This window comes from Weissella halotolerans DSM 20190 (assembly GCF_000420365.1).
In the GTDB taxonomy this organism is placed as follows: Bacteria; Bacillota; Bacilli; order Lactobacillales; family Lactobacillaceae; genus Weissella; species Weissella halotolerans.
In genome coordinates, this window is the sequence record NZ_ATUU01000002.1 from 19,497 (window position 1) to 46,052 (window position 26,556).

Below are 26,556 nucleotides of genomic sequence, written 5' to 3' on the forward strand. Positions count from 1 at the left end.
TCTTCCCTTGAGGACCCACTTAGTGAAAAAAGCTCACTGGCTTATTCAACCAATCAGCGTTTTACTAACCTAATCAGCTTGACCGTCTTGCTCTAATAAGCTAGCCAATCCTGCTAATGGTGTATTGGGCTTACTTTGCTGCGCAGCTGTTTCTTCAGTTGTGACCGCCCAATCAGTTCCTTGTGGTAATTTAGAACTAGCCGCTTCATCCGGTGTCAGTACACGCGTTGGCAAGGCTAGCATCAACGATTCTAATAAGGCGGTACCTAAATCAACCGTCTTTTCAACCAAGCTTACATTAACTTGCTGATCAAAACGTGCTAATTGTTCTTCGTTGTCAACAAACCATTCATCAATCTCATTATGTATGGGTAAGGCAACAGGAGTTAGGGAACGACTAGAAGGTAGGGTTACTACCGTATCAGCGCTACCAACAGCTGATATACGACCAGCCTCATCAGCTTCGATAATCACATCTACCGTAACTGGCTCCATTGAAATCACGCGATCGGCAAATCGGTCTGCCAACAAAGCAGATAAATCAACCGTCTCCTGCACCCGCATACCACTAGCAGGAATCTTTTTTAAGTTAGCCAACGGCCATTTTAAAGACGTTTGCATGTGCTCATTTCTCCTTTTTATCTCTGATAATCGGTTGCCGTCCTGTATCCTGTGTAAATTGTTGCTGCAAAGCTTGACGCGCGAAGTGCTGATATACCTTACCAACTTGATAGTCTAACTGTAATCGGCCCTGGACATCTTCTTGTGTCACCCGACTAATTAAAGGTATAGCCAGCTTTTTCTTACGTTCATGTAGATATTGCTGCCCCCGTGCAGTAACACCCAGTAACCGCAAGTATGGATGCTGCCAAACTGCCTGTATTTGTTCTGGCCGCACTTGTAAAACAGTATATAGTAAAAGTCGCTGCATCCGTGCCTTCGTATAACGACGGCTCTTAAATTGCGCCAGAAAGTCTTCATAGCTGGCCCCTTGATAATAATCCACCAACTTTTTTAGACGTGGGGCTAACCCATCATTTAATTGGTAAATTGTCTCAAGTTGTGCCACCGAACTCGTTAAAACTTGATAACGTAGGGCATCAAACCAAGCCCCTGCAAAAGGATGGACCTCTGGTCCTTTTTTGGCTAAAGCCAACATCTGTGGCGCAACATATTGAGCGACATTCGTCATGCCCTTACCTTGTTCAATTTGGCGGCGCAAAGCAGTCGCACTTGCAATTTGGCCCCCAAATGGAAGCCTAACATCATGATATTGGGCTTGCTGTCGCTGAATTGGATGTAATTGAATCTGATCCGCTAAGTTTAAGTCTACCCGGGCCTGAGCATAGGCAAAGCCCAACAAGTCATTTGGCTTAGTCAAATCGACTCCTAATTGTTCCACTAACAATTGATTAAACTGACTGGCAAAGGTCTGTCGATAATCGCTTTGAAAATGTTCGTGATCTTGTGTAACAGTCTTAGCCGCACGTGCTAAAGCACCAAAGTCATAGTCAGCATGTTCCGCCCCAAAAACCAAGTCAGCTACGCCAATGGCGGCTAACAGTTTCACAGCCCCATAAGCAAACAGATGGGCCGGCTGAACTGCATAGGCAAAGGGTAATTCTAAAACGATATCGACTCCTTGATTTAAAGCAATCTCTGCCCGTTGCCATTTATTAAAAATAGCTGGTTCCCCTCGTTGAACATAATTACCACTCATCATTGCAATCACAACATCTGCTTGGGTCAATTGCTTAGCTTGCTGAATATGATAACGATGGCCATTATGGAAAGGGTTATATTCTGTAATTAAACCAACTGCTCGCATGTCTTATTCCTTTGTCACATTGAAAAACCAACGGGTAGCCCCAGCTAAATCATCTTGCTTACCATAATTGGCACTTACTTGAATATTTGAAAAACCGGCCTTAGTGAGCAAGTGTTGATAGGTTGCCAAAGGATACGTCCGTTCCATATGAAATTCTTGAACCTGTTGATAACCATCAATTTCCTCTTGGTACATAAAAAATGTTAATTCATGTTCTATCTGATGCGCCACTTCAGGTACTGCAAAAGAGGACCACATAAATGCCGTTTGCTCATCGTGCCAGTTATACATATACCCTGGATAAATGTCGTCAGTCTGCTTAGGGGTAATTACGTCAAAAATAAACTGCCCACCTACTACCAAGTGCTGTGCTACCTGTTGAAAGGTCTGCAGAAGCGCCTGTTCATCAGCTAGGTAATTTAACGAATCCGCAAAGCAAGTTATTGTCTGAAAAGTCAGCTCCAACCCCGACCATTCTCGCATATCACCTTGAATCAAGGGCAATTGAACCCCTGCTTCTTGTGCATGTTCAGCCGCCAAGGTTAACATTTCTTCAGATAAATCAAAATTCATAACCTCTGGAAAGCCAGTCTGCTTCATCATGATGGCTAGCCGTCCGGCCCCGCCGGCAAGTTCTAATAATGGACCTTCCGGTTGACGAATCACCTGGTGGGCATACGCCAACCAGTCCTCATAAGCTTCTTCATCAAACAACTGATCATATAAACGGGCAAAGGTTTGATAATTCATTAAAACGCTACTTTCTTAGCTAACCAAGGACTAACATCAATCTCTGCTGCTTGACTCCATAACTTTTCCAGTTGATAAAAATCACGACTCTCCCGTTTGAAGATATGCACAAGTAAATCACCATAGTCCAAGAGTACCCACTGGGCAGCTTGTCGTCCTTCTTGGCGCAAAAGTGCAAAACCGGCAGCAGCCATTTTGTCTTCAATTTCATCAGCGATGGCGACTACTTGGCGTTCGCTTGCTGCATCCATGATTAAATAGGTATCAGTAACCGAACTCAACCCATTTACATTTAAGGCCATCATATTCTCAGCCCGTTTATCGTCTGCTGCCATGACCGCAACGGCCAAGGGCGTTTTTTCATGCGTCATTTTTCAACACTCCATTCATTATAAGTCAAAATTGTTAATGGATAGACCGGCTTACCATTAGCCACTAAAAAGGCCAAGGTATGCCTGGTTTGCCAACCAACACTCGCTCTTAAATCTTCAAAGGCTAAGGCCCGTGCTTCGTCTACACCTGGAAAGTCTCGTCCCATCTCAACATAATCAGCCATATAGAGAATCTGACTGAGGGTCGTCATATAAGGAGCGCCCGTTGTATGCTGTCGAATGGCATCTAGAATGGGTTGGTTTTGAATGTCTAATTCATCAGCCACTATTTCAGCGCCCACAATACCATGCCAGATTGCTGAATTCCATGCTTTCAAATTTGGGTCAAGTTGTTTTGCATCAATAAAATCCAAAAATTTTTGTGTGGACTGCTCCTTTGCATAGTCATGTGTAAGTGCAGCCACGGATGCCTGTTCTAGATCGACACCCCATTGTTTGGCCAAACGTAATGCCATCTCTTCGACACGCAAAATATGTTCAAAGCGTTTTGGAGAGACTTGCTTGGCTACTCGTTGGACCAAATCCGCCCGGGATCGAGGGTAATAACGTCCGCGATAAGTTGGTAGACTAACTTCATTCAGCTGTGTCAAGATATAAGCCCTCCTTAAAAATATACGCCGCCACCATATCAGGAACTAAATAGCGAATGCTGCGGTGTTCCTTGATTCGTTGACGAATATCCGACGAGCTAATGGCGACATTAGGAACCTGAACCCATTCAACAGGATAGTCACTCCTTACTGGTTGCTCAGGGCGATTGACACCCACAAAGTGAACTCGTTCAACTAGGTCGTCAATGCGGTACCATGTCTTTAAGTAGGCTACTTCATCCCCACCTATAATAAAATAATAGTCATTCTCCGGATGGGCTGCTTCTAGTGCTACTACTGTGTCGTAACTATAGCTCTTGCCACCACGCTCAATTTCTGTCATTTCTAGACCAAACTTACTATTGCCCATGATAGCCGCTTTAACCATCATTGCCCGCATCATCGGATCCACCGCCGTCTTAGCATCGACGTGCGGCGGCTGGGCATTTGGCATAAATAAAACTTGGTCAAGATTAAGCTCATTAGCTACCTGATCGCCAATCATTAAATGGCCAAAATGTGGTGGGTTAAACGTACCACCTAAAAGTCCGATTCGCCGGTGCGCTTTAGACACAACCTGCGTTTGACTCATTGTAGTTGTTTTTGCTTCCATCATTGCTTAATTACCTTTATGCCTTTACATCCACATTTATATTGCTGCTACCGCCTGAGAGTAATGACGATGGTTTTTGTCATGGGATACCCCAAACAAAACCAAAGTATGTCCAATTGTCTGCACAACCTGTATGTCACTATGCTCTTCAATGAAGGCTTGCAAGGTAGCCACATCGACGCCCGCATTTGGCAAGATATTGACTTTAAATAATTCACGTTTATCAATTGCTGTCTGCAATTGGTCCAGCCAAGTTTGCGTTAAGCCTTGTTTGCCTACCGAAAAAATAGGCCGCATTGAATGGGCTTGGGCCCTTAAATAACGCTTTTGCTTACCTCTTAGTATCATGGTCATATTAAATCATCGCCTTTCTAGTTAATACGCTAACGCCTTTAGGTGCCCAACCAGCAACTACTGTATTAGCAGGTACTGTTAACCAACCAAGTCCCTCAATGACGACATCCGTTTTCATCGTGGTCTTAAATTCATGTCGCTGTAATGGTGGTAGGTTTACCAATTCATCTTCACTAGGTGGGACTAACAAACCACCTGCATGCTGCTCGTAAAAACGGTCAGCATTCGTGAGCTTAGTCCGATGAACCATCAGATTATTATCAAAATAGGCCGTGAAGCCAGCGCGTGCACCCTGAATAAAGTCAAAGCGGGCCAGAGCACCAGCAAAAAGTGTTTGCCCAGCATTTAACTGGTAGGTACGGGGCTTAATTTCCTTTTGTGGCGCAACATATTTTAAATCTTTGGCTGATAGATAGTGGGCCATTTGATCTGCATGAATCACGCCCGGCGTATCAATGAGATTTGTTTCATCATCTAAAGGAATCTCGATTCGATCTAAGGTTGTCCCCGGGAACCGAGATGTTGTAATCACTTCTTGCCGTTGTCCAGTCACTTCGCGAATAATCTGATTAATGAGCGTAGACTTGCCAACATTGGTTACCCCGACTACATAGACGTCTTGGCCATGCCGAGCTTGCTCAATTTGATCTAGCAAAGGGCCAATGTCATCCCCGGTCTTGGCAGAAGTCAACATAATTTCTTCAGGATGAATACCAGCAATATTCACCTGCTGTCGTATCCAATCTTTGACCTTAGACCGCCGGACAGAATGTGGTAATACGTCAACTTTGTTACCTACTAATAAAATGGGATTATGACCAACAAAGCGATGCAAGCCTGGAATAATCGAACCAGCTACATCAAAAACGTCAACCACATAGACCACAAGCGCCTTCGTATCGGCAATCTGACTCAGTAAACGCCGGAAATCATCATCGGTTAAATCTACTGGTTGGATTTCATTGTAATGACGTAAACGAAAACAACGTTGGCAAAGAACTTCTTCCTTATCAAAGCCTTTCTTTAAGGCAGATAATGGCGTGTACCCCACCGCCTTTGGATCAGTTGTCTGAATCTTAGCACCACAACCAATGCAACGTAAATCATCAGCTAACAATGCCTTTACTTCTGTATCACTAATCAATCGTCTTCCTCCAGGTTAATTCTGAATGTTGTTTTAACATCCGTTTTTTGATGCCTTTTTCAATAAAGCGATTCGCTCTCGTATTCCACTGATCAGTTTCAATCAAAGGCTTAACTAAAATACTCCGTATACCAGCCCGGTTGGCCGCCACAATATCGGTCAAAAGCTGATCACCCACCATCACCACTTCAGTTGCTGATAGGTCTAGTCTTTTTAAAGCACGTTTTAATCCAATTGTCGTTGGCTTATAAGCCCGGGCAACAAAGGGAAGCGCCAATGGTTCAGCAACGCGTCCTACCCGTGCGACCGAATTGTTAGATACGACCATCACCGGAATATGTGCTGCCTGCATCTTAGTCAACCAATCATGTAGTTGATCAGTCCCATCGGGGTTATTCCAAGCAATCAAGGTATTATCTAAATCCGTCAAAACTGCCTTAATGTGCTGGGCCTTTAATTGAGCTGGTTCTAAATAATAGATGGCATCTAAAAGCCATGTGGGCCTAAACAAATCAGTCATTTTCTATCCTTTATACTTTCGTAGTCTTAATGTTCATTATACGCTAGTTCTGCAGGCCAATAAAGCTGACACATGAAAAATACGGTCATGCCAGCGCATCACCGTATTTTTTAAACGTTTATCTCGTTATGATTAGTCTTCGTCTGCTTCTTCAGTATGGTAACGCTTTGTTCCCACCTTTTCCTCACCAAGTTGGATGAAGTCATACGACAACTTTGCCTGTCGTTCAAATTCAGCCAGGCCATAGGCAATAATTTCATCAATTAAATCTGCATAAGACAGTCCGGAAACTTCCCACATCTGCGGATAAAGTGAAATATTGGTAAAGCCAGGTAAGGTATTAGGTTCACCCAGGTAAGGAACATCATTTTCATCAACCAAGAAGTCCATACGGGCTAAACCAACTAGGCCTAAAGCCTTATAGGCATCCAGGGCCATTTGCGTAATTTCATCTCGCAAAGCAACCGGTAAACGAACTGGAATATCAAAAGTCACTCCTGACGCATCAACGAATTTATTGTTGTAATCATACCAGACATCTGACTCTGGTACGACCACAGCACCCAACTTTGAAGCCCGTGGTTCTTCATTACCTAAGATGGAAATTTCAATCTCGCGCGGCCGTTGAATTGACGCTTCCACTAAGACCTTCGTATCATATTGTAAGGCTCCTTTAATGGCCTGCTCAAACTCAGCCGCGTTATTTACACGGTAAATGCCAACCGATGAGCCTTGCTTAGCAGCTTTCACAAATAGCGTTGATGTGCCAACAGCAGCAACAGCCTCTTCATAACTATAAGCAGTTGGATGCTCAGCTGTCACCAAGACATAAGCAGTATTGCGAATCCCCGCCTGATTCAAAATTCGTTTCGTCAAATCCTTATCAAAGGAAATAGCCGAGGCAGCGACTCCACCACCAATATAAGGCTTTTTTAGTAAGCGGAAAAGTGCCTGAAGAGTACCATCTTCTCCTAAATTACCATGTACAACTGGATAGAAAAGATCAATTTGGTCAATTTGGTCAAGCGCTGCCACCGGGGCTAGCGGATTTGACAAGTCAAGCTTTTGCATGGCCTTAGCCACTGCAGTCGCCTCGTCTAGTTGACCTAGCAGGACCTGCATTGATAACTCAGGATCAATCATAATCCCATCTTTTGAAATCAGTACCACGGTCACATTGTACTTATCTTTATGCATGGCCTCATAAATATTTAAGGCTGAACGTTTCGATACATCATGCTCAGACGAATTACCGCCGAATAATAAAGTCACATTTAGTTTATTAGCCATCCAAACTACCCTTCTCTTTCGTCATCTTTTGTTCCGTGTATTTCAGAAACTCTATTATACCATATCCAAGACCGTAACATTGGCCGGTCCTTAAGATAAATAATGGCGTTGTTCGTTTAAATAATCATAAATAGGCTCTGGCAGATTCTCTTTTAGCATCAAATTTTGCAGGAGCGTAATCTGGTTATAAAAACGATTCCATCCCGCTGTATCAGTAGGCCGGCTTTCTTTAATCATGGCCTGGCGCCACTGCTTAAAGATGTTCAGGAGATAATCACTATAAAAAGAACTCATTTGCATTAAATTAACCATATACGTTGCTAGCCGTTTAAATTCACCGGCAAATAACGGTTGGTCTAATCGAATAACTCGTTCTAACAGCAAAGTAAGCAGAAAAATCTTATCTGCCCTAGTCATACTAGGATCTTCAGCCAAAGCATCTAACAAAAGCGCTACATGGAAAAAAGCATGCGCCCATCCTTTATCATCTACAAATCCCCGGGTGTCTGTTTCTAAAACCAAATAAACCGCTAAGGTATCGATTAACGTTTCCTGTAATTCCAATGGTAAAGGTTCCCCACCATTTTGGCGACTAGTAAAGATAATCATCATCAGTAAGTATACACTGCTAGATCGTAAAAAGACTGCGTCTGATGCCTGCTCATCAATATGAGCTAATATCATCTCATCTCGCAAAAGATACCGCGCGAGTTCTTGCATTTGCTCTGCTGTTAAGATGCCCTGTTGTAATAGGTCAAGAATTGTTGCCATGGCTAAGTCATCCCGCACAGTTGGTTCTGTCGTCTTTAGTCCTGTCACTAATTGTAAAAGTTCATTCGTTGCCACCGTCGTTAGGGTTTCTTGAGCTAATTGTGTCTGTAGATTAGTAGCTAACGAGCGTAGTGCCGCTTCGTCACTATCTGTTAGGCCTGCCACTGGCGTAGGCAGACCTGGTCTTAAAGCAGCTAACAAATTTCCTACATCTACGCGTAATGAATTAAACAAGTCCCCTTGGTAAATCGCATGCCGCAAAGCTTGTACCTCATGGCGTACATCATCAATCGTATAGTCCATCATTCCCCCTTTTCATTTAAAAAAGGCCTGTGCGGTTAATCATGCACAGGACCTTAATTGCACTATTCTTCACTAAATACATCTACCCTCTACTTAATTTTGTCACTAATAAGTTGCGAGCCTTCTGCGACAGAATTGATTGCTTTAGGCAGGACGATTCCATTCCCAAGGGCTACCCCGTCATTTAAAAACGTATTTTGAGCAATCATTGCGATTTTTTTCGTTGTCCAATAATCAATACCGCCACCAAAACTAGCTCCTACCACCGGAACTAATTTTCCTAGATTAACAATCCCTTTTTGGCCAAATTTCGTAACAAATCTAAATCCAACCTTCTGATTAATTTTAACCAATACAGTTCCGGGCACTTTTTTAACAACCCCATTAGCAAGTTTATTAGTGAACTCAATACCAGATTTCTTAATTAGGTCAGCCACACTTGTTCCAACTAACGTTGTATAAATTACCGTCTGCACCTGATCATTTCGTAAATCATACCCTCTAATTTTTGCAATGACAGCAATCATACGCATTTGGAACAACAATACAGAGGTAATATTTGCTGGCAACGCAACTGGTAACGTTAATACACCGCCAAACCCAGTAACAAAACCAGAAACAGCAGCTTTTGCTGTTTGAAACTGGATAAGTTTAGTTATCGCTGTTTCCTCATCGTACTTTTCTAAATAATCTGCTGCTAACTCATCCACGGATTTTTGCCCAGGAATACCCGATACTGTTTTTTCATACATCCAATCTAGTGTTTCAACCATCTTATCTTGAGTAATTGGTAATCTACTCTGTTTTGTTTTTTCAGTCACCATGCAACTAATCCCTTATTCATAATATTAAAGATACCCTTATTCTATCATTAAATTGCGTCCAAATAAAAAGCGAAAGTTTTTGACCGCTAGAACAGTCAAAGACTTTCGCTACTCTCTTTATCTACAATCGTTAAAATATCTTATGACTACTCTTTTAAGTGGTAGTAATATATTGACACAATCAAATCTCTTCTTGCTAAGGCATTATGCAAGCGTAGGCTGTTTTGGTTGTGCAAAGCATTTTGCCAACCATAACGCGGAATAAAACGTGGAATCAAAACCGTTAGGGAATGATTACGTTCCTTAGCACTCTTTGAAATTTCATCCACAAAGCGTAAGGCCGGTTCTGAAATTGACCGATAAGATGAATGAATGTCCACGTAACGAATATCTGGGAATTCCTTTTTAAACTCAACTCCCAAGCGACGCTCCTTTTCTGGATTTGAATCAAAGGAGACGTGCATGGCAATGACTAAATCCCCGATTGACTTGGCATAATCAACCGCTTCTGCGGTAACCTTCGTCAAATTAGATACCAGAATAATCACCGTTGCACCATCATAATGATGGCGCTTAATTGGCTCCTTAGAGAGAACCCGTAATTCATTAGCAATCGTACGATAATGCTTATTAATCGTCCAAAAAATCTTTACCAAAATTGGCATAATAATCAAATAGGGCCAAATCGAGGTAAACCGTAAGAAGAATAAGGTCAAAACCAAGGCAGCCGAGATAAGGGCACCAATAAAGTTAACGACGATTTTCATCCGCCAATTTCCCTCACGATGCCGCAACCAATGAATAATCATACCAGACTGTGAAAGAGTGAAGGGGACAAAGACACCAATGGCATAAAGAGGAATGAGACTATCAGTTGATCCCTTAAAAATAATAATAAGCAAGATAGCCCCAGTCGCCAATGACATAATCCCATTAGAATAACTAAGTCGATCACCCTTATCCATATAAATGTGTGGCATGAACTTATCTTTAGCCAAATTATAGGCCAGTTGCGGAAAGGCCGAATAACCCGTGTTGGCTGCAACAGCCAAAATCAAAGCAGTTGCCAACTGAAAGAGATAGAATAGTACCCCATGGCCAAAAGTCTGTTCACTAATCTGCGATAGGACAGTTACCTGACTATTAGGCACAATACCATACCAATAGGACAAGAAAGTAATCCCTGCAAAGAATAAGGCTAAAATGGTGGCCATAATACCTAAGGTACCGGCTGCATTTTTGGCCTTAGGCTCCTTGAAATTTGGCACCGCATTAGAAATGGCTTCCACTCCTGTCAAAGATGAAGACCCACTTGAAAAGGCACGCAGGAATAAGACCAATGACATCCCTGAAAATGTCGTCCCTACAGCTGCTGTTGCGTGATAAGGAACCCGACCTGTAATGATGTTAAAGAAGCCCCAAGCAATCATTAGCACCACCATCACTATAAATAGATAAACGGGAACCATCAAAAAACCGGCTGATTCACGAATACCTCGCAAATTTAACGCCATCAATAGCAGAATTAAGCCAATGGCAATCCCAACGGTATAAGGATGCAAGGCCGGAATTGCTGAGGTAATGGCCTCGGTACCGGCTGCAACGGAAACCGCAACCGTTAACATATAGTCAACCAAGAGCGAGCCACCTGCTACCAAGCCAGCATTGCGACCCCAGTTTTGTGATGTTACAACATAGGCTCCCCCACCACCAGGATAAGCATGAATGATTTGACGATAAGATACCGTTATGGCTGCCAATAAAATTAAAACCAGCAGTGCAATTGGTAATTGCCACCATAAGGCAGCAGTACCTGCTACCAATAAGGTAGCCACAATTTGCTCCGTTCCATAAGCCACTGATGATAAAGCATCTGACGAAAGTAGTGCTAAGGCCTTGCCCCTACTCAGGTGCTGTGATCCCTCATCGAGCGTTTTTAGTGGCTTACCGATTATAAGCCGCTTTAGATAATGCCACATATGCTTCTCCTGCTTCCTCTTCTTCAATTAGATAATCCATATTTACTCACACCCGTCATTTTAGGACCATTCCTATAGGTTGTCCATCTTTTTTTGATTATTTCAGTCAGTAAAAAAAGCGTTAGGTTAACCTGATAACCTAACGCTTTTAATTAACTTTAACTAAGGCTTACATCATGCCGCCCATACCACCCATGGCTGGCGCAGCTGGTGCAGCTGGCGCATCATCCTTTGGTTGTTCTGCAACTACGGCTTCAGTGGTCAAAAGCAAAGCAGCTACTGAAGCAGCGTTTTGCAAGGCTGAACGTGTGACCTTGGTTGGATCAACAATACCAGCCTTAATCATGTCGACCCACTCACCGTTAGCCGCATTGTAACCGATACCTTGCTTTTCTTCCATCAACTTATTTACAATGACTGATCCTTCTTGACCAGCATTTTCGGCAATTTGACGGACAGGAGCCTCCAAGGCACGCTTAACGATATTAACACCAGTTTGCTCGTCGCCTTCTTCTTGCAAAGCAGCAACGGCTGGAATAGCGTTAACTAAGGCCGTTCCACCACCAGGGACGAAGCCTTCTTCAACGGCAGCACGAGTAGCGTTCAAGGCATCCTCGATCCGGTACTTGCGTTCCTTAAGTTCCGTCTCAGTGGCTGCCCCAACCTTGATGACTGCAACACCGCCGGCCATCTTAGCCAAACGCTCTTGCAACTTCTCACGATCAAAGTCTGACGTTGATTGGGCAATCTGCTTCTTCAACACGTCAACACGCTCACTGATGGCTTCCTTAGTTCCAGCGCCTTCAACAATCGTTGTCGTATCCTTGGTAACATTAACCTTATTTGCTTGACCAAGTTGAGCAATCGTTGTGTCCTTCAAAGACAAACCAAGGTCATCCGTAATGACAGTACCACCCGTCAAGGTTGCAATATCAGTCAACTGCTCCTTACGACGGTCACCAAAACCAGGTGCCTTAACCGCAACAACGTTGAAGGTTCCACGCATCTTATTCAAGACCAAAGTAGGAAGTGCTTCACCCGTAATGTCATCAGCAATAATCAAAAGTGAACGACCTTGCTCAACGACACTTTGCAACAATGGCAAGATTTCTTGGATGTTGCTAATCTTCTTATCCGTAATCAAAATATAAGGATTGTCCAAGGTTGCTTCCATCTTATCTTCATCCGTTACCATGTATTGTGACATGTAACCACGGTCGAATTGCATTCCTTCAACGACATCCAATGTCGTCTCAATTCCCTTAGACTCTTCAATGGTAATGACACCATCGTTACCAACCTTTTCCATTGCCTCAGCAATCAACTTACCAATCTCATCATTAGCAGCTGAAATAGAAGCAATTTGTGCGATTTCTTCTTTAGTTGAAACCTTCTTTGACATCTCGTGTAGGGCATCAACTGCAGCCTTAGTAGCTTTCTCAACCCCACGACGCACACCAACTGGGTTAGCACCAGCTGTCACATTCTTCATACCTTCATTAACAATGGATTGAGCCAAAACAGTGGCAGTAGTCGTTCCATCACCGGCAATGTCGTTGGTCTTTGATGCCACTTCAGCAACTAACTTAGCGCCCATGTTTTCAAATTGATCTTCTAAGTCAATTGACTTAGCAATGGTAACACCATCATTAGTGATAGTAGGTGTACCATATGACTCTTCCAAAACAACGTTACGACCCTTAGGTCCAATGGTTGTCTTCACAGTGTCGGCAAGCTTGTCAACACCCTTTTGCATCTTTGAACGTGCATCTTCCGCAAACTTAATGTCTTTAGCCATAATTGTTTACCTCTTTTTTGTTCTTTTTATTATTAAGTGATTGTTTAGTCTTAGCGATTTATTACCTGCGTTGCTCGATTAAACTAGACCAATGATATCCTTCTCATGTACCACCAAGTAATCTTCACCATCAACAGTGATTTGAGAACCAGCATACTTATCAAAGACAACCTTGTCCCCTCCCTTAATGGACTTAGGAGCTTCCATATCACCAACTGACTGCGTTGAAACCGCCACGACAGTACCGATTACAGATTTCTCTTGTGCATTAGATGCCAACAAGATACCACCAACATTTTGTTCACTTTCTTCTTGAACTTGTAAAACGACACGATCTCCTAAAGGCTTTAGCATTTTTCAATAACCTCCAAATACATAATCAGTTGCAATCAACATTAACGAGTTAGCACTCTTGATATCTAAGTGCTAACTTACACTATTAATATTAGCACAGCCGGGGAAAAAAACAACCCTTTTCAAAAAAAAAGTGACCTTTTATCAAAGATCACGTTTTTCCTATTCTTGTTCTAACATTTCCAACTCTTCACTTACTTTGGCCCATTCATTTTCTACAGTCGTTATTTTGCCATCTAAAGCTTCAATTTGCTCTGCCAGTGCAGTCAATTGATCTATGTCTTGCGCATTAGCAGGTGCATTTAACTCTTGTGTCAAGGTATCCTTATCAGCTGCTAATTGATCTAATTGCCCTTCAAGCTCAGTTAATTGGCGCTGTAGCTTACGTACCTGGCGCTGATGTGTCTTGTGGGCTTGACTATTTTGCTGCCTGGCGGGCTGATTTGTAGGCTGACTTTTTTCTGTTTGGGCTACTGTTGCTTGTACCGCTTTCTTTTCTAGGTAATAATCGTAATCCCCATCATAAAACTGAGTTCCAGCTGGAGTCAGTTCTACAATTTCACTAGCTACAGCATTGATGAAATAACGGTCGTGCGAGACAAAGAAAATGGTCCCATTATACTCATTTAAGGCCGTTTCTAATACTTCTCGCGAATCAATGTCTAAATGGTTGGTCGGCTCATCTAAAATCAAGAAGTTTGCTTTTTCTAACGATAGCTTTGTCAACAATAACCGCGCTTTTTCACCCCCAGACAGGGCTTTGACCTTCTTATCAACGGTCTCACCACTAAACATGAAGGAACCTAAAATAGTTCGAATATCGCGTTCGGGCATTGTAGGATGCTCATCCCAGACCGTGTCTAAAACTGTCTTTGATGGGTCTAAAACAGCTTGTTCCTGATCATAGTAGCCCACTTCTACATTTGACCCTAGTTTTATGCTTCCTGCTATTGCAGGTATTTGGCCAAGGAGCGTTTTAATCAAGGTTGATTTTCCAATTCCATTTGGTCCTACTAAGGCGACAGCATGTTGTTTCATCACTTGGAGGTTGACATTTTTGGCCAAGGGTTTCGTTTGGTCATAACCCAACTCCACATCAGTTACTTGTAATACCTCACTACCTGATTCCTGAGCTGCCTGGAAAGTAATATGGGCCACGCCACTTTCATTTTTAGGGGGCTCAATTTTTTCCATTCGCTCCAGTTGCTTACGTCTCGATTGTGCCCGCTTTGTTGTGGATGCCCGTACAATATTTTTGGCAACAAAGTCTTCCAATTTCGAAATTTCAGCTTGCTGCTTTTGATAGGCTTTTTCTTCAGCCAATACCTTTTGTGCTTTCAAGGCCATAAACTGGCTATAATTACCATGATAATGGTCTAATTGTCCCGAGTGCATATCGTAAATTTCATTGACTACCCGATCAAGAAAGTAACGATCATGAGAGACAATCACTAATGCCCCCGTGTAATTCTGTAGGTATTGCTCCAGCCAAGCTAGCGTTTCCATATCCAAATGGTTAGTCGGCTCATCTAAAATCAAGAGATCTGGTGTTTCTAACAACTGTTTGGCAATTGCCAATCGTGTCCGCTGACCACCCGACAAAGTATTAATTTTCCGATCATAAAAAGCATCATCAAACCCAAAACCATGTAAAACACCACGAATCGCTGCATCGTATCCATAGCCATTTTGCTCATCAAAATCGTGCTGAGCCTGATCATACTCTGCCAGCAATTTTTGATAGTGTTCCCCTTCATAATCCACCATGGTGGCCATTTCAGTTTCCATTTTACGCATTTTATCTTCAAGCGCAATCACCGGTGCAAATGCAGTTAACATCTCGTTATACACAGATAAATCAGAATCTAATCCCGAATTTTGGGCCAGGTAAGCTAACTTAGTCCCTTTTTTTAAACTAACCTCACCTGCATCTGGTGCTTCTTGACCAATTAACATTTTCAATAAAGTCGATTTACCAGCTCCGTTGCGCCCGACTAAGCCAATCCGTGCCTTGTCCTTTACTTGCATTGAAATATGTTCAAAAAACGTTTGCCCGTTAAAGCGGCGCGCTACATCATTTGCTTGTAATAAAATCATCTTTCTACCTACTTCTTCTCTTGATGCTCTAGCAGTGATTGTCTAACCGCAGAAATAAAGTACAATGACCCCGTCAAGACAATCGTGCTAATACTTGGATCAGCCAATAAGGCTTGATAAGCACTTTGCCAACTTTTAGCAAAGTGGATGCCCGTCGTCTCTTTAAACCACGCTTGCACATCTACTAGCTGGACCGCTTGCCGCTTACTAGGGGCCTGAAAGGGCACCACGTAGAGTTTGCTATTTGGCAAAGTGGCCATCAAGGTCGACAACATTGCATGGACATTCTTATCTTCTAAGGCCGCAAAAATAATACCTACCTTTTGATTGGCATACGGTCCAGCTAAGGTCTTAGCCAAGGCTGCAATTCCGGCTTGATTATGAGCCCCATCAATGATGGTCTGTTTAGGACTGTCTAACAGGGTCTCAAATCGACCAGGCCAGGTAACCTGTCCCAATGCTTGTCGAATCATGGCCGCCGTTATATCAATTCCTAATGGTTTAGCTACTAAAAGGACCGTTTGAATAGCAATCGCTGCATTCTCCACTTGATAGTTTCCTTGCAAGGCTAAGCGAATATCCGTTAGCTTTAAGCCTGGATTTTGAAAATCAAAATATTGATTAACCAGATCAACCTGGTGCGGTTGGCTAGCCTGAAAATCAGTCCCCAATACATAAAGTGGTGCCTGCAAGGCATGTGCTTTGCTCTCCACCACCTCTAGTGCCTCTTTGGGTAATGCACCCACCACTACCGGGCGTTGGCTTTGAATAATGCCAGCCTTTTGACTCGCAATCGCTGAAATGGTCGACCCAAGAATCCGCATGTGGTCTAAGCTAACTGTTGTAATGACTGAAATTAATTTATCTGGAATAATTTCAGTACTATCCCAAGTTCCACCAATTCCAACTTCTAAAACCACCACGTCTACCGGCCGCCATTTGAAGTATAAAAACATGGCCGCTGTCACAATCTCAAACTCAGTTGGGCCAAGCTCCTCGCTTTGATCCAAGTCAGCTACAATGGGCTCAATAGTTTGCATAACCGCTAGTAAATCGTTATCACTAATTGGCCCCGCATTATCTTGAATTCGTTCATTAAACCGCATGATATAAGGTGAACTAAAGAGCCCTACGGTTAGCCCCGCCTGGCGCAATAGCTGCGCAATCATTTTACTAGTAGATCCCTTACCATTCGTCCCGGTGACATGAATAAAGCGCGATGCTCTTTCTGGATGTCCTAAGGCGGCTAATAGCGCCGTCAATCGTTTGAAGGATGGTGTCTTCTTAAAACGTTGTCGACTATGAATGAACGCAACGGCCTCCGCTACTGTCTTAACTTTTTGCATATTTACTCCTATCAGCACTCATTTTAAAGCCTACTATCTTATTACCAGGCTGCGTTGGTCCGCTGCCGTGACCCATCCACATGTCTAAATTACCTTTTCTCGTGGGAACCGTCAATTTTGTAGGCCGCCATTTTGCCACTAGTGTACGCAGATTGACTTTAACAAAAAAGCCAGTGCCTAAAGCACCGACCTCATCGTCATCTGCGTGATGTTAATTAACGGGCAGCCTCTAGCTCTGCTATCCGTTCTTCTGTGGCCTTTAACTTTGCCTGCCAGTCAGCTAACTTTTCACGTTCAGCCTTAACAACCTTTTCAGGAGCAGCAGAAACAAATTTATCATTAGCCAATTTATGCTCACTGCGTTTTACTTCATTAGCAAACTTTTTAATTTCACCCTGCAAACGTTCAATTTCTTCATCTAAGTTGATCAATTCAGCCAACGGTACAAAGACTTCGGCACCTGTAATCACCTTTGACATTGATAGCGCTGGTGCAACGATATCACTTGCAATAGTGACTGTCTTTGGCCGTACAAAGCGCGTGATATAGTCTTCATTATCCTTAAAGATCCGCTCTAAATTAGCATCATTTGTCCGGATTAAGACGTCGACTGGTGTTGACATGGGCGCATTTGCTTCTGTGCGGATCGTCCGCACAGCGGTAATCAAGTCAACCAAACTCTGAAAATCAGCCTCAGCACCCTGATTGCTTAATTCTGGATGCACAGTCGGATACCTTGCGGTGACTAATGAGTCAGCGCTTGGTTGCGGCATCTCTAGGAATATTTTTTCGCTTACAAAGGGCATGATTGGGTGTAACAAACGTAAGGTTTGGTCCAAAACATAGGCCAAAACAGCTTGTACCGTTTCTTTAGCTGTCTCATCCGTCCCACTCAATGTTTCCTTTGTCATTTCAATATACCAATCGGCAAAGTCATTCCAAATGAAATTATAAAGGGCGCGACCGGCCTCACCAAATTCAAACTTATCAAAGTCTTTAGTCACCTTTTCAACCGTGTCATTTAGACGTGAAAGAATCCATTTATCCGCTAGTGATAGACTAGTCAAATCTGTTGGCAATTCGGCCTTGGTATCCTCTGCTAAATTCATAATGACATAACGGGCAGCATTCCAAATTTTATTAATAAAGTTCCAAGCAGCATCCATTTTGGCATAAGAGAAACGCACATCCAAACCAGGGGTTGACCCTGTCGCTAGGAACCAACGCAAAGCATCTGTTCCATACTGGTCAATCACATCCATTGGATCGATTCCATTGCCCAATGACTTGGACATTTTACGACCTTGTTCATCCCGGATTAGACCGTGAATCAAAACATTCTTAAAGGGCCGCCGGCCAGTAAATTCCTTAGACTGGAACATCATCCGGGCCACCCAGAAGAAAATAATATCATAACCGGTAACTAACGTATCCGTTGGGAAATAGCGTTTAAAGTCTGCTGCATCCTCATTTGGCCAACCCATGGTTGAAAATGGCCAAAGGGCTGATGAAAACCACGTATCCAAAACATCGGGGTCTTGAACCCAATTTTCTATATCAGCCGGTGCGGTCTCTCCAACATACATTTCACCAGTATCCTTGTGATACCAGGCAGGAATTTGGTGACCCCACCATAACTGGCGTGAAATGACCCAATCATGAACATTTTCCATCCAACGCGTAAAGGTTTCTTCAAAACGTGGTGGAAAGAAGTCAACGCGGTCATCACTTTTTTGCATATCTAAGGCCGCCTGTGCTAACGGTTTCATCTTAACAAACCACTGTGTTGATAGTCGTGATTCAACCTGTACGCCAGTCCGTTCAGAATGACCAACCGAATGAACAATTGGTTCAACGGCTATCATGTAGTCGCCAGCCTGTAAATCGGCTACCATCGCCTTGCGTGCCGCAAAGCGATCCATACCAACATACTTTCCAGCCGCCTCATTCATGGTTGCATCTTCATTCATAGTATTGATACGTTGCAAATCGTGGCGATTACCAACTAAGAAATCATTTGGATCATGTGCTGGCGTAATTTTGACCATTCCTGATCCAAATTCGGGATCAACATATTCATCAGCAATAATTGGTACTTGACGGTTAACCAATGGTACGGTAACCGTTTTACCAACTAATTCTTTGTATCGCTCGTCACTTGGATGCACTGCAATGGCTACATCACCAAACATCGTCTCAGGTCGGGTTGTCGCAATTTCAATATAATGCTGACCTTGATATGTTTGTTCAGGGTCGGTAAAGGGATACTTAACATGGTAGAAGGCTCCCTCATCATCTTGATGAATCACTTCAATGTCTGACAAGGCTGTGCGTGCCTTTGGATCCCAGTTAATAATATATTCCCCACGGTAAATCAGGCCTTTATTGTATAAATCCACAAACACTTTCTTGACTGCATCTGATAAGCCTTCATCTAAGGTGAAGCGCTCCCGACTATAGTCAAGTGACAAGCCCATTTTAGCCCATTGGGCATGAATCGTATCAGCATACTCATTTTTCCATGCCCATACCTGATCAATGAATTTTTCACGTCCTAAATCATAACGGGATACGCCTTCCTTAGCTAAACGTTGTTCAACCTTGGCTTGCGTGGCAATACCCGCATGATCCATTCCAGGCACCCATACAGTGTCATAGCCTTGCATCCGCTTTTGACGGATAATCATATCTTGCAATGTCGTATCCCAAGCATGTCCCAAGTGCAACTTTCCCGTAACATTAGGCGGTGGAATAACGACTGAATAAGGCTTAGCCTTTTTATTAGCTGATGGTGCAAATCGCTGATCTTCCAACCATTTATCATAGCGGCCAGCCTCGACAGCTTTTGCATCATATTTACCTGGCATATCAATATCACGCATACATTTTCCTCTTCTTTCAACTGAATATTACCCGCAAGAAACCAATAAAAAAGCCCCGAGCATGCAACTGCATCCTCAGGGCGATTAATTCGCGGTACCACCTGAATTAGGATCTCTTTAATCCTATCTCAATGACGACTTAACGCGTCGATCACGTTACTAGCTACTGAAATTCACTAATAAAGCCCATTAGCTACCTTAACAGGACGAACTGGTGTGCTTACACCTACCCACACTCGCTAAACAGGTCGTCACTCCTAACCTCTAATGCTTTGCTCTAAACCTTATTTTACGGATTTTTCTTTAAAATGCAAGTTCCTCTCAATAATCCACTAAAAAACTATTACCTAGTTTACAAGACTAGATAACAACGTTATCATAATCTTATGACTTAAAAAGGAGATGATTAATTTGAAAAACTTAACCTATCATGATCGGGCCGAGTATTGGAATACCCTCACCCATGCGCTAGGGGCCACTCTAGCACTAATTGCTGGCGCTTTTTTATTAAGCCGTGCCTATCTTGCCCAGGTTTCACCTAAAGCGATGTTAGCTTTAGTGATTTATATTACTGGCCTGTGTGGCTTTTTACTAGCCTCAGCTTGTTACCATGGTTTAATCCATAGCCGTTATCGGAAGTTACTCCAATTTTTTGACCATAGTGGCATCTATCTAATGATCATCGCCAGCTATACTCCTTACACCTGGTTAGTTCTACCTAGTCACCTCGGTTGGCCAATTTGGTGGAGTATCGTTGGCCTAGCCCTACTAGGGCTAACATATGATCGCTTTTTTGTCGGTCGTTGGCCGCTCGTTTCCGTCATTATCTACGTGGTGATGGGCTGGTTTATTCTCATTGCCTTGCCCGATCTACACCAACTCTTATCACCTGAAGCCTTTTATTTATTACTTGCCGGTGGGATAACCTACACTTTAGGCGCAGTGTTCTATCTAAGTCCCAAGCTACCCTATGCCCATGTCTATTGGCATATCATGGTTGTCTTGGCGGCTGCGCTCATGTATAGTTCAATTTTAGTTACCCTTTTTTAATCAGAGCTGATCATCAAAAAAACTAAAAAATCCTACTAGTCAATAATCCCGTTAAAAACAGGACCATCACATAGTAGGATTTTTAATTACGACCAAATAACCGACCAAAAAAACGCGTAATCACATTACCACCATTTTTGGTTGGCTGTCGTTGCGCTTGCGCTTGAGATGAGGTCTGATCAAGTTGCGCTTGAGAACGCTCGTATTGCTGATTACGTTGCTGAAACTCAGCAATCATATCATCCGTCACAATGGGGAAAGGTTGGGTCTTAGATGTTACCCCAAGACTAACCGAGTTGCGGCCCGTCTTCCCCGTCTTCTGACTACGACAAAAAAGAGTAACTTCCTCAGGCAAAATATCATCCGGTAAGCGCAATTCAAAATTTTGCTGCTCATCAATGACTGGTTCAATAATTTGACCAGCTAATTCTATTTGAACCTCAACTGCTGACTGATTGACATATCCTTCAAGGTAGCGTTGACCGTTGCGAGTCGAAATCACCCCGGTAATAACTGGGGCCGGCAATTCGATTTCTACCGCTACTTGTTCTTTGGTTTCTATTTCATCTGGTAACATTGCTGAGACAGTAATGGTACCCGTACGTACATCAGCTGGTGCCTTTTGCACAAAATCTCCGTTTTGATCAGCCGAGATAACATCGGTTTTACCATCTGGATAAGCAATCGTAATTTGGGCTGCCGTCAGGCCAACATGACCAATGACCGTTGTTCCCAAACTATTTGTTAGAGCAGAAGCCACTAAGTTTACGACTTTTCCCTCATTCATATATATAATCTCCAGTCTACAAGGTAACTAATATCAGTTTATAATAGTTTTTTCCAAAAGAAAAGGCAACGTCGCCGTTACCTCCATCTTTATTTAATCATTTTATTTTTTATTTAACACTCTGCCTAAGCCCGCACGATTAGGGTATCAACTTTTGCTGCCCGGGTAACGTACTCTGTAACTGATCCAATCAAAAGCCGTTCAATAGCATTCAATCCCGTTGCACCAATCATAATTAAATCAGCTTCAAACTCTTTAGGCGCTTCAGTTGCAATTAGAGCCTTAGGGGATCCATATTCAATTTTATAGGCAACATTCTTAACCCCTGCCGCTTGCGCTTCTTTTACGTAAGCTTCTAAGGTTTCCTTAGCTGTTTGTGACACTTGATCAACCATCGTCGTTTGAAAGTCCGTAACGTTTTGGAAAGAACGCGTATCAATGACATGCAAAATTTGTAAGTGTGTACTTTCTCCATTCTGTAAAGCAACTTCAATTGCCTTATGAAAGGCAGCTTCCGCTTCTTTTGATCCATCTACTGGAACCAGAATATTATGATATACCGTCTTTGTCATCGTCCAACCCTCAACTTTCTTCTTTGTACGGTCATTATACCGCATTTGAAAGCGCTTTGCTAATGATTAAAGAGCTGATTTACCAAAATAAACCCTAAGATTGGCACCAGTAATGTACCTAAGATAAGCCCTAGGACTGGCCATAAGGAATGTGCGCCAAAGGCCATCAATAAGGCAGCCGTTGCCCCCCCAATCAGCAAGAAACTAGGCGCAAAAATAGTTGTTATCTGTCGCGACCGTGCTGAATCAAGACCTAAGAGCTGGTTGCGATTAAGCCATAAGTAACCTGCAATCACCCAGGTTAAAATAATATATACATCATATAAAATACTGAGCATCTACCTTCTCCTATTAAAAAAGTCACTGAGCATTCACCCAGTGACTGACAGACACTTACCGAGTGCCGTTAGTGGATTCTCCTGAGTTGGCTTCAGTTAAGAAAAGTGGGTGAATCAGCAGCTGGGCAAGCCCAGCTATCTACCATCCCCAAACTCGTAGGTTGTAAAGCAATTACAGTATATAGAATCACGCGTACACTTAAGAAATCTGCCTGCTCTTATTATAGAAGTTTTTTAGCTGAATAAAAAGGGTTGACTTACAAGAAATCTACTTTCTATTGCCCCTTCAAGCCATTTTTTTGTGCGGCCTTAAGCCGTAAATAACGTTCCATATATGCTTGTTCAAGCTTGGAATTTCCCTCAGTTTGTAAGTACTGAACATCTGTCAATCCAGCCGGCAAATACTGCTGGGCAACCCAGTCATTTGGGTAATTGTGCGGATAAAGATAATCATTGCCGTGCCCAAGGGCTTTAGCACCTTGATAATGGGCATCCCGCAAATGATCCGGTACATCGCCGGTTTGCCCCTTTCGTACATCAGCTAAGGCCTGATCAATTGCCCGGATACCCGCATTAGATTTAGCTGATAAAGCTAATTCAATAGTCGCATCCGCCAAAGGAATTCTGGCCTCTGGAAAACCCAACTTTTCAGCAGCTTGAATACTCGTAACCGCCCGCTGGACCACAGCTGGATTGGCTAGTCCCACATCTTCATAAGCTATAACTTGCAGGCGCCGGGCAATAATTGGTAAGTCACCAGCTTCAATTAACCGCGCTAAGTAATGCAAGGCTGCATCCACATCACTACCACGAATCGATTTTTGCAAGGCTGATATCACGTCATAATGTGCATCACCATTTTTGTCTGCTGATAAGGCTTTCCGTCTTAATACTTCTTCAATAATCGCTAAGGTAATATCAACTTTCCCTTGTGCATCCGGTGGGGTTGACTTAACTGCCAGCTCTAAACCATTCAGTGCGGCGCGTAGGTCACCATTGGTTGCGGTCAACAAATGGTGTTTTGCCTCCGGTGATAAATAAGCATTGAAATTGCCCAAGCCACGTTGCTTATCCTTGAGTGCACGCTCAATAGTCACGTCAATATCATCAATGGTCAAAGGCTGCACTTGAAAAATTTGTGTCCGTGAACGAATGGCCGGATTAATCGATAAGTACGGATTTTCCGTGGTGGCCCCAATTAAAATAACTGCCCCGTTTTCTAGGTGTGGCAATAAATAATCCTGTTTGGTCTTATCAAGACGATGAATTTCATCTAAGAGTAACACAACGCCACCACTCATTTTTCCTTCTTCAATCACCATTTGTAAATCTTTTTTGGTGTCAGTTGCTGCATTGAGTTTACGAAAGGCATACTTGGTCGCCCCAGCAATGGCACTGGCAATACTCGTTTTCCCAGTGCCGGGGGGGCCATATAAAATCATGGAAGATAATGTTTTCGCTTCCACCATCCGTCGAATAATTTTCCCAGGACCGACTAATGCTTGCTGACCAACCACTTCGCTTAGATCCCTAGGCCGCATTCGATATGCTAACGGTTGTTGCATGCCGGGTCACCTCTTTTCCTTTTCACTCTAAACATCAAATAATCTTTTATACCAAGGCTTGGTCTCACTTGTTGCTTGCTCGTCTGTTTCTACACTCTTTACCTGTTCAGCCAGATCAACTGCTTTAACATGCACAGCCCTAGGAGCCACCAATACTGCTGCCACGGCAGCTTTGGCATAAGCAGGATCCTCAACTAAAGTAAAGGGCCGCTTAGCTTGATTCGCTAACTGCATAAAAGTTGTTAGTTCCTCGTCGGGCAACTGACCATTTAGATATAAAGTTGCCGAAGGGTATTGGGCCAGGGCTGTTTGCCAAGCCTTCTGCATAGCCTGATTCAAAGGAGTCGCTTTCATCTGCAAGGCACAAACTCGTTCCCTAAAATTCCCCAAATAATGTCTTTGCTCATCTGGATTAAGTTTAGGCGTACCATACAACGCATTTTGTACATGTGGGTCCATTTCAGTCATGCTCTACCTCCCCTTGCTGCTTATCTTCTAGTAATTAACGTAAGTTTACCATACTTTGTGATATGTAAAAAAACGTGCCCTTACCCAAAGGAACACGTTTTTTAATTAGTTACGATAACACAAGTACAGAAATACCCGCTACCAAAACCGACATCATATACCCGCCAAAAATTAAATGCAGGGCATTGAATAAACGAGGAAATGGTCTAAGTAAACGATGACCGGTAAAATAAACTAGCGTTGGTACAATCATGATAAAAGCAAAAATTTCAAAGCCCATTAACCAAGTTTGGGGCGTCATAGTTAGTAATGTGGTCATAGTTTCGCCTCCAATTCAACTTCTGGATATTTGTCCTTAAACCAGCGTTCAGCAAATTGGTTTTCAAATAAGAAGACTGGAGCACCATGGCGGTCCTTAACCAAAAGATTTCGAGATGAGGCCATCTGCCGATTTAACTGGTCTGGCTTAATCCACCGGGCAATTTTTGACCCCATTGGCTCAAGGTTAACCTCTGTATTATATTCGTTTTCCATTCTAAATTGAAAGACTTCAAATTGGAGGGCCCCAACAGCTCCCAAAATATAATCACCAGAATCCCATGCTTGATACATTTGGATTGTTCCTTCCTGAACTAACTGCTCAATGCCCTTATGGAAGGATTTTTGCTTGAGTACATTTTTAGCCTGAACCCGCATGAAGATTTCTGGTGTAAAGGTTGGTAACTCCGCAAAGGTGACCTTACGCTTACCAGCATAAATGGTATCACCTATCTGAAAGTTTCCCGTATCATATAACCCAATAATATCACCAGGAACGGCCGTCTCAACCTTCTCACGGGCATCAGCCATAAATTCTGTCACATTCGACAAACGTATTTTCTTACCATTCCGGGCTAAGCTAACGTCCATCCCCCGTTCAAAAGTACCTGAAACCACTCTTACAAAAGCAATGCGGTCCCGATGCTTGGGATTCATATTAGCTTGAATCTTAAAGACAAAACCAGAAAAAGTTGGGTCAGTAGGGGCAATTTCATCACCGTCCACCGTTGGCTTAGCTGCTGGCGCAGGGGCATACTGCATATAAGTTTCTAAAAAGGTTTCCACCCCAAAGTTAGTTAAAGCTGACCCAAAGAAGACTGGCGTTAATTTACCTTGCAAAACTGCAGTTTCACTAAATTCGTTACCAGCTGTGGTTAACATTTCTACTTCATCCTGGGTCTCAGCCCAAGCTGGACTTTGTTGAATTGAATTTGCTTGTTCCAAGTCCGTTCCAGCAGCATTAAGCGGCAAAAAGCGCTCCGCATCTGTTTTAGGATGATAGACTTCCACGCGATGATGATACAGATCAAACAACCCTGATAAAATCTTTCCTGAACCAATTGGCCAATTCATTGGGTAAGCTTCAATACCCAAGATTGTTTCTAATTCGTCTACGAGGTCTAAAGGTGGCCGTCCATCCCGATCTAGCTTGTTAAAGAAGGTAAAAATCGGAATATGACGTTCCTTAACAATTTCAAACAGTTTTTTAGTCTGGGGCTCAATTCCTTTGGCAGAATCCACGACCATAATAACTGAGTCCACGGCCATTAAGGTCCGATAGGTATCTTCTGAAAAATCCTCATGGCCTGGTGTATCTAAAATATTAATTCGCTTGCCTTGAAAATCAAATTGCAAGACCGATGAGGTCACTGAAATACCACGTTTCTGTTCAATTTCCATCCAATCTGACTTGGCAAAATTACCTTTCCGCCCTTTAACTGTCCCCGCCTCACGAACAACGCCACCCAAGAGTAACATTTGCTCTGTAATGGTTGTTTTTCCCGCATCCGGGTGGGAAATAATAGCAAAAGTCCGGCGATTTTTAAAATTTTCTTCTTCAGCTGTCATTCTATTTTTCGCCCTTAATCTTTAGTTTTTTTAACATTTCTTAATAAACTTAAC

Annotated in this window: 26 protein-coding genes; 1 reads left to right on the forward strand and 25 read right to left on the reverse strand. The window is 42.9% G+C overall.

The window, feature by feature from the left end:
• Window positions 1-69 precede the first annotated feature (69 nt).
• From G414_RS0102660 to G414_RS0102745, 18 genes are all read right to left on the reverse strand, one after another.
• On the reverse strand, window positions 70-621 hold the full coding sequence (locus G414_RS0102660; RefSeq protein WP_022791315.1) for a YceD family protein: 552 nt from the start codon (window positions 619-621) through the stop codon (window positions 70-72).
• Window positions 622-625: 4 nt separating this feature from the next.
• On the reverse strand, window positions 626-1,828 hold the full coding sequence (locus tag G414_RS0102665) for a nucleotidyltransferase (protein ID WP_022791316.1): 1,203 nt from the start codon (window positions 1,826-1,828) through the stop codon (window positions 626-628).
• 3 nt (window positions 1,829-1,831) lie between these two features.
• Window positions 1,832-2,578: a class I SAM-dependent DNA methyltransferase gene (locus G414_RS0102670; RefSeq protein ID WP_022791317.1), complete on the reverse strand. Its 747-nt coding sequence runs from the start codon at window positions 2,576-2,578 to the stop codon at window positions 1,832-1,834.
• Window positions 2,578-2,949: a ribosome silencing factor gene (gene rsfS / locus G414_RS0102675; protein WP_022791318.1), complete on the reverse strand. Its 372-nt coding sequence runs from the start codon at window positions 2,947-2,949 to the stop codon at window positions 2,578-2,580. The genes G414_RS0102670 and rsfS overlap by 1 nt, the downstream gene beginning before the upstream one ends.
• Window positions 2,946-3,551: a bis(5'-nucleosyl)-tetraphosphatase (symmetrical) YqeK gene (yqeK, locus tag G414_RS0102680; RefSeq protein ID WP_027694511.1), complete on the reverse strand. Its 606-nt coding sequence runs from the start codon at window positions 3,549-3,551 to the stop codon at window positions 2,946-2,948. Before yqeK ends, rsfS begins: the two co-directional genes overlap by 4 nt.
• On the reverse strand, window positions 3,544-4,176 hold the full coding sequence (locus G414_RS0102685) for a nicotinate-nucleotide adenylyltransferase (protein ID WP_022791320.1): 633 nt from the start codon (window positions 4,174-4,176) through the stop codon (window positions 3,544-3,546). The genes yqeK and G414_RS0102685 overlap by 8 nt, the downstream gene beginning before the upstream one ends.
• 33 nt (window positions 4,177-4,209) lie before the next feature.
• Window positions 4,210-4,521 (reverse strand): YhbY family RNA-binding protein, encoded by a 312-nt coding sequence (locus G414_RS0102690; RefSeq protein WP_027694512.1) that lies wholly within the window; start codon window positions 4,519-4,521, stop codon window positions 4,210-4,212.
• A gap of 7 nt (window positions 4,522-4,528) precedes the next feature.
• Window positions 4,529-5,671, reverse strand: a complete 1,143-nt coding sequence (gene yqeH / locus G414_RS0102695) for a ribosome biogenesis GTPase YqeH (protein WP_022791322.1) — start codon at window positions 5,669-5,671, stop codon at window positions 4,529-4,531.
• Window positions 5,664-6,191 (reverse strand): YqeG family HAD IIIA-type phosphatase, encoded by a 528-nt coding sequence (locus G414_RS0102700; protein ID WP_022791323.1) that lies wholly within the window; start codon window positions 6,189-6,191, stop codon window positions 5,664-5,666. Before G414_RS0102700 ends, yqeH begins: the two co-directional genes overlap by 8 nt.
• 132 nt (window positions 6,192-6,323) lie before the next feature.
• The gene (locus tag G414_RS0102705; RefSeq protein WP_022791324.1) at window positions 6,324-7,481 is read right to left on the reverse strand and encodes a D-alanine--D-alanine ligase family protein; all 1,158 of its coding nucleotides are present in this window, start codon (window positions 7,479-7,481) and stop codon (window positions 6,324-6,326) included.
• 90 nt (window positions 7,482-7,571) lie between these two features.
• Window positions 7,572-8,558 carry a DUF2785 domain-containing protein gene (locus G414_RS0102710; RefSeq protein ID WP_081634555.1) on the reverse strand — a complete coding sequence of 329 codons (987 nt, stop codon included), beginning with the start codon at window positions 8,556-8,558 and terminating at the stop codon, window positions 7,572-7,574.
• 86 nt (window positions 8,559-8,644) lie between these two features.
• On the reverse strand, window positions 8,645-9,379 hold the full coding sequence (locus tag G414_RS07155; RefSeq protein ID WP_022791326.1) for an EcsC family protein: 735 nt from the start codon (window positions 9,377-9,379) through the stop codon (window positions 8,645-8,647).
• Window positions 9,380-9,525: 146 nt separating this feature from the next.
• The gene (locus tag G414_RS0102720; protein WP_022791327.1) at window positions 9,526-11,358 is read right to left on the reverse strand and encodes an APC family permease; all 1,833 of its coding nucleotides are present in this window, start codon (window positions 11,356-11,358) and stop codon (window positions 9,526-9,528) included.
• Between the two features lie 169 nt (window positions 11,359-11,527).
• Window positions 11,528-13,156 (reverse strand): chaperonin GroEL, encoded by a 1,629-nt coding sequence (gene groL / locus G414_RS0102725; RefSeq protein WP_022791328.1) that lies wholly within the window; start codon window positions 13,154-13,156, stop codon window positions 11,528-11,530.
• Between the two features lie 78 nt (window positions 13,157-13,234).
• Window positions 13,235-13,510 carry a co-chaperone GroES gene (locus tag G414_RS0102730; RefSeq protein ID WP_022791329.1) on the reverse strand — a complete coding sequence of 92 codons (276 nt, stop codon included), beginning with the start codon at window positions 13,508-13,510 and terminating at the stop codon, window positions 13,235-13,237.
• A 162-nt stretch (window positions 13,511-13,672) separates the two neighbouring features.
• Window positions 13,673-15,607, reverse strand: coding sequence for an ABC-F family ATP-binding cassette domain-containing protein (locus G414_RS0102735; protein WP_022791330.1), 1,935 nt, complete (start codon window positions 15,605-15,607; stop codon window positions 13,673-13,675).
• An 8-nt stretch (window positions 15,608-15,615) separates the two neighbouring features.
• A complete protein-coding gene (locus G414_RS0102740) occupies window positions 15,616-16,953 on the reverse strand; it encodes a bifunctional folylpolyglutamate synthase/dihydrofolate synthase (RefSeq protein ID WP_040761480.1) in 1,338 nt (445 codons plus the stop codon).
• A gap of 215 nt (window positions 16,954-17,168) precedes the next feature.
• Entirely contained in the window at window positions 17,169-19,835 is a 2,667-nt protein-coding gene (locus G414_RS0102745; RefSeq protein WP_022791332.1) for a valine--tRNA ligase, read from the reverse strand.
• Between the two features lie 402 nt (window positions 19,836-20,237).
• Between G414_RS0102745 and trhA the strand changes: the two genes are divergently transcribed.
• Entirely contained in the window at window positions 20,238-20,885 is a 648-nt protein-coding gene (gene trhA, locus G414_RS0102750) for a PAQR family membrane homeostasis protein TrhA (protein WP_027694515.1), read from the forward strand.
• An 82-nt stretch (window positions 20,886-20,967) separates the two neighbouring features.
• Here the strand turns inward: trhA and G414_RS0102755 are convergent, their stop codons facing one another.
• From G414_RS0102755 to G414_RS0102785, 7 genes are all read right to left on the reverse strand, one after another.
• A complete protein-coding gene (locus G414_RS0102755) occupies window positions 20,968-21,672 on the reverse strand; it encodes a hypothetical protein (protein WP_022791334.1) in 705 nt (234 codons plus the stop codon).
• Window positions 21,673-21,797: 125 nt separating this feature from the next.
• Complete coding sequence (locus G414_RS0102760; RefSeq protein WP_022791335.1) at window positions 21,798-22,244, reverse strand: universal stress protein; 447 nt, start codon at window positions 22,242-22,244, stop codon at window positions 21,798-21,800.
• A gap of 59 nt (window positions 22,245-22,303) precedes the next feature.
• Window positions 22,304-22,582, reverse strand: a complete 279-nt coding sequence (locus tag G414_RS0102765; protein WP_022791336.1) for a hypothetical protein — start codon at window positions 22,580-22,582, stop codon at window positions 22,304-22,306.
• Window positions 22,583-22,857: 275 nt separating this feature from the next.
• Window positions 22,858-24,147 (reverse strand): replication-associated recombination protein A, encoded by a 1,290-nt coding sequence (locus G414_RS0102770; RefSeq protein WP_022791337.1) that lies wholly within the window; start codon window positions 24,145-24,147, stop codon window positions 22,858-22,860.
• A gap of 27 nt (window positions 24,148-24,174) precedes the next feature.
• The gene (locus G414_RS0102775; protein ID WP_022791338.1) at window positions 24,175-24,615 is read right to left on the reverse strand and encodes a DUF1694 domain-containing protein; all 441 of its coding nucleotides are present in this window, start codon (window positions 24,613-24,615) and stop codon (window positions 24,175-24,177) included.
• Window positions 24,616-24,724: 109 nt separating this feature from the next.
• Entirely contained in the window at window positions 24,725-24,934 is a 210-nt protein-coding gene (locus G414_RS0102780; RefSeq protein ID WP_022791339.1) for a hypothetical protein, read from the reverse strand.
• Window positions 24,931-26,502 (reverse strand): peptide chain release factor 3, encoded by a 1,572-nt coding sequence (locus G414_RS0102785; protein ID WP_022791340.1) that lies wholly within the window; start codon window positions 26,500-26,502, stop codon window positions 24,931-24,933. Before G414_RS0102785 ends, G414_RS0102780 begins: the two co-directional genes overlap by 4 nt.
• Window positions 26,503-26,556: the final 54 nt, after the last annotated feature.

Bases quoted from the DNA above. Each gene is read 5' to 3' on its own strand.
- G414_RS0102660 (WP_022791315.1), bottom strand. From the start codon at position 621: ATGCAAACGTCTTTAAAATGGCCGTTGGCTAACTTAAAAAAGATTCCT.
- G414_RS0102665 (WP_022791316.1), bottom strand. From the start codon at position 1,828: ATGCGAGCAGTTGGTTTAATTACAGAATATAACCCTTTCCATAATGGC.
- G414_RS0102670 (WP_022791317.1), bottom strand. From the start codon at position 2,578: ATGAATTATCAAACCTTTGCCCGTTTATATGATCAGTTGTTTGATGAA.
- rsfS (WP_022791318.1), bottom strand. From the start codon at position 2,949: ATGACGCATGAAAAAACGCCCTTGGCCGTTGCGGTCATGGCAGCAGAC.
- G414_RS0102685 (WP_022791320.1), bottom strand. From the start codon at position 4,176: ATGATGGAAGCAAAAACAACTACAATGAGTCAAACGCAGGTTGTGTCT.
- G414_RS0102690 (WP_027694512.1), bottom strand. From the start codon at position 4,521: ATGATACTAAGAGGTAAGCAAAAGCGTTATTTAAGGGCCCAAGCCCAT.
- G414_RS0102700 (WP_022791323.1), bottom strand. From the start codon at position 6,191: ATGACTGATTTGTTTAGGCCCACATGGCTTTTAGATGCCATCTATTAT.
- G414_RS0102705 (WP_022791324.1), bottom strand. From the start codon at position 7,481: ATGGCTAATAAACTAAATGTGACTTTATTATTCGGCGGTAATTCGTCT.
- G414_RS0102710 (WP_081634555.1), bottom strand. From the start codon at position 8,558: ATGATGGACTATACGATTGATGATGTACGCCATGAGGTACAAGCTTTG.
- G414_RS07155 (WP_022791326.1), bottom strand. From the start codon at position 9,379: ATGGTGACTGAAAAAACAAAACAGAGTAGATTACCAATTACTCAAGAT.
- G414_RS0102720 (WP_022791327.1), bottom strand. From the start codon at position 11,358: ATGTGGCATTATCTAAAGCGGCTTATAATCGGTAAGCCACTAAAAACG.
- groL (WP_022791328.1), bottom strand. From the start codon at position 13,156: ATGGCTAAAGACATTAAGTTTGCGGAAGATGCACGTTCAAAGATGCAA.
- G414_RS0102730 (WP_022791329.1), bottom strand. From the start codon at position 13,510: ATGCTAAAGCCTTTAGGAGATCGTGTCGTTTTACAAGTTCAAGAAGAA.
- G414_RS0102735 (WP_022791330.1), bottom strand. From the start codon at position 15,607: ATGATTTTATTACAAGCAAATGATGTAGCGCGCCGCTTTAACGGGCAA.
- G414_RS0102740 (WP_040761480.1), bottom strand. From the start codon at position 16,953: ATGCAAAAAGTTAAGACAGTAGCGGAGGCCGTTGCGTTCATTCATAGT.
- G414_RS0102745 (WP_022791332.1), bottom strand. From the start codon at position 19,835: ATGCGTGATATTGATATGCCAGGTAAATATGATGCAAAAGCTGTCGAG.
- trhA (WP_027694515.1), top strand. From the start codon at position 20,238: ATGATTAATTTGAAAAACTTAACCTATCATGATCGGGCCGAGTATTGG.
- G414_RS0102755 (WP_022791334.1), bottom strand. From the start codon at position 21,672: ATGAATGAGGGAAAAGTCGTAAACTTAGTGGCTTCTGCTCTAACAAAT.
- G414_RS0102760 (WP_022791335.1), bottom strand. From the start codon at position 22,244: ATGACAAAGACGGTATATCATAATATTCTGGTTCCAGTAGATGGATCA.
- G414_RS0102765 (WP_022791336.1), bottom strand. From the start codon at position 22,582: ATGCTCAGTATTTTATATGATGTATATATTATTTTAACCTGGGTGATT.
- G414_RS0102770 (WP_022791337.1), bottom strand. From the start codon at position 24,147: ATGCAACAACCGTTAGCATATCGAATGCGGCCTAGGGATCTAAGCGAA.
- G414_RS0102775 (WP_022791338.1), bottom strand. From the start codon at position 24,615: ATGACTGAAATGGACCCACATGTACAAAATGCGTTGTATGGTACGCCT.
- G414_RS0102780 (WP_022791339.1), bottom strand. From the start codon at position 24,934: ATGACCACATTACTAACTATGACGCCCCAAACTTGGTTAATGGGCTTT.
- G414_RS0102785 (WP_022791340.1), bottom strand. From the start codon at position 26,502: ATGACAGCTGAAGAAGAAAATTTTAAAAATCGCCGGACTTTTGCTATT.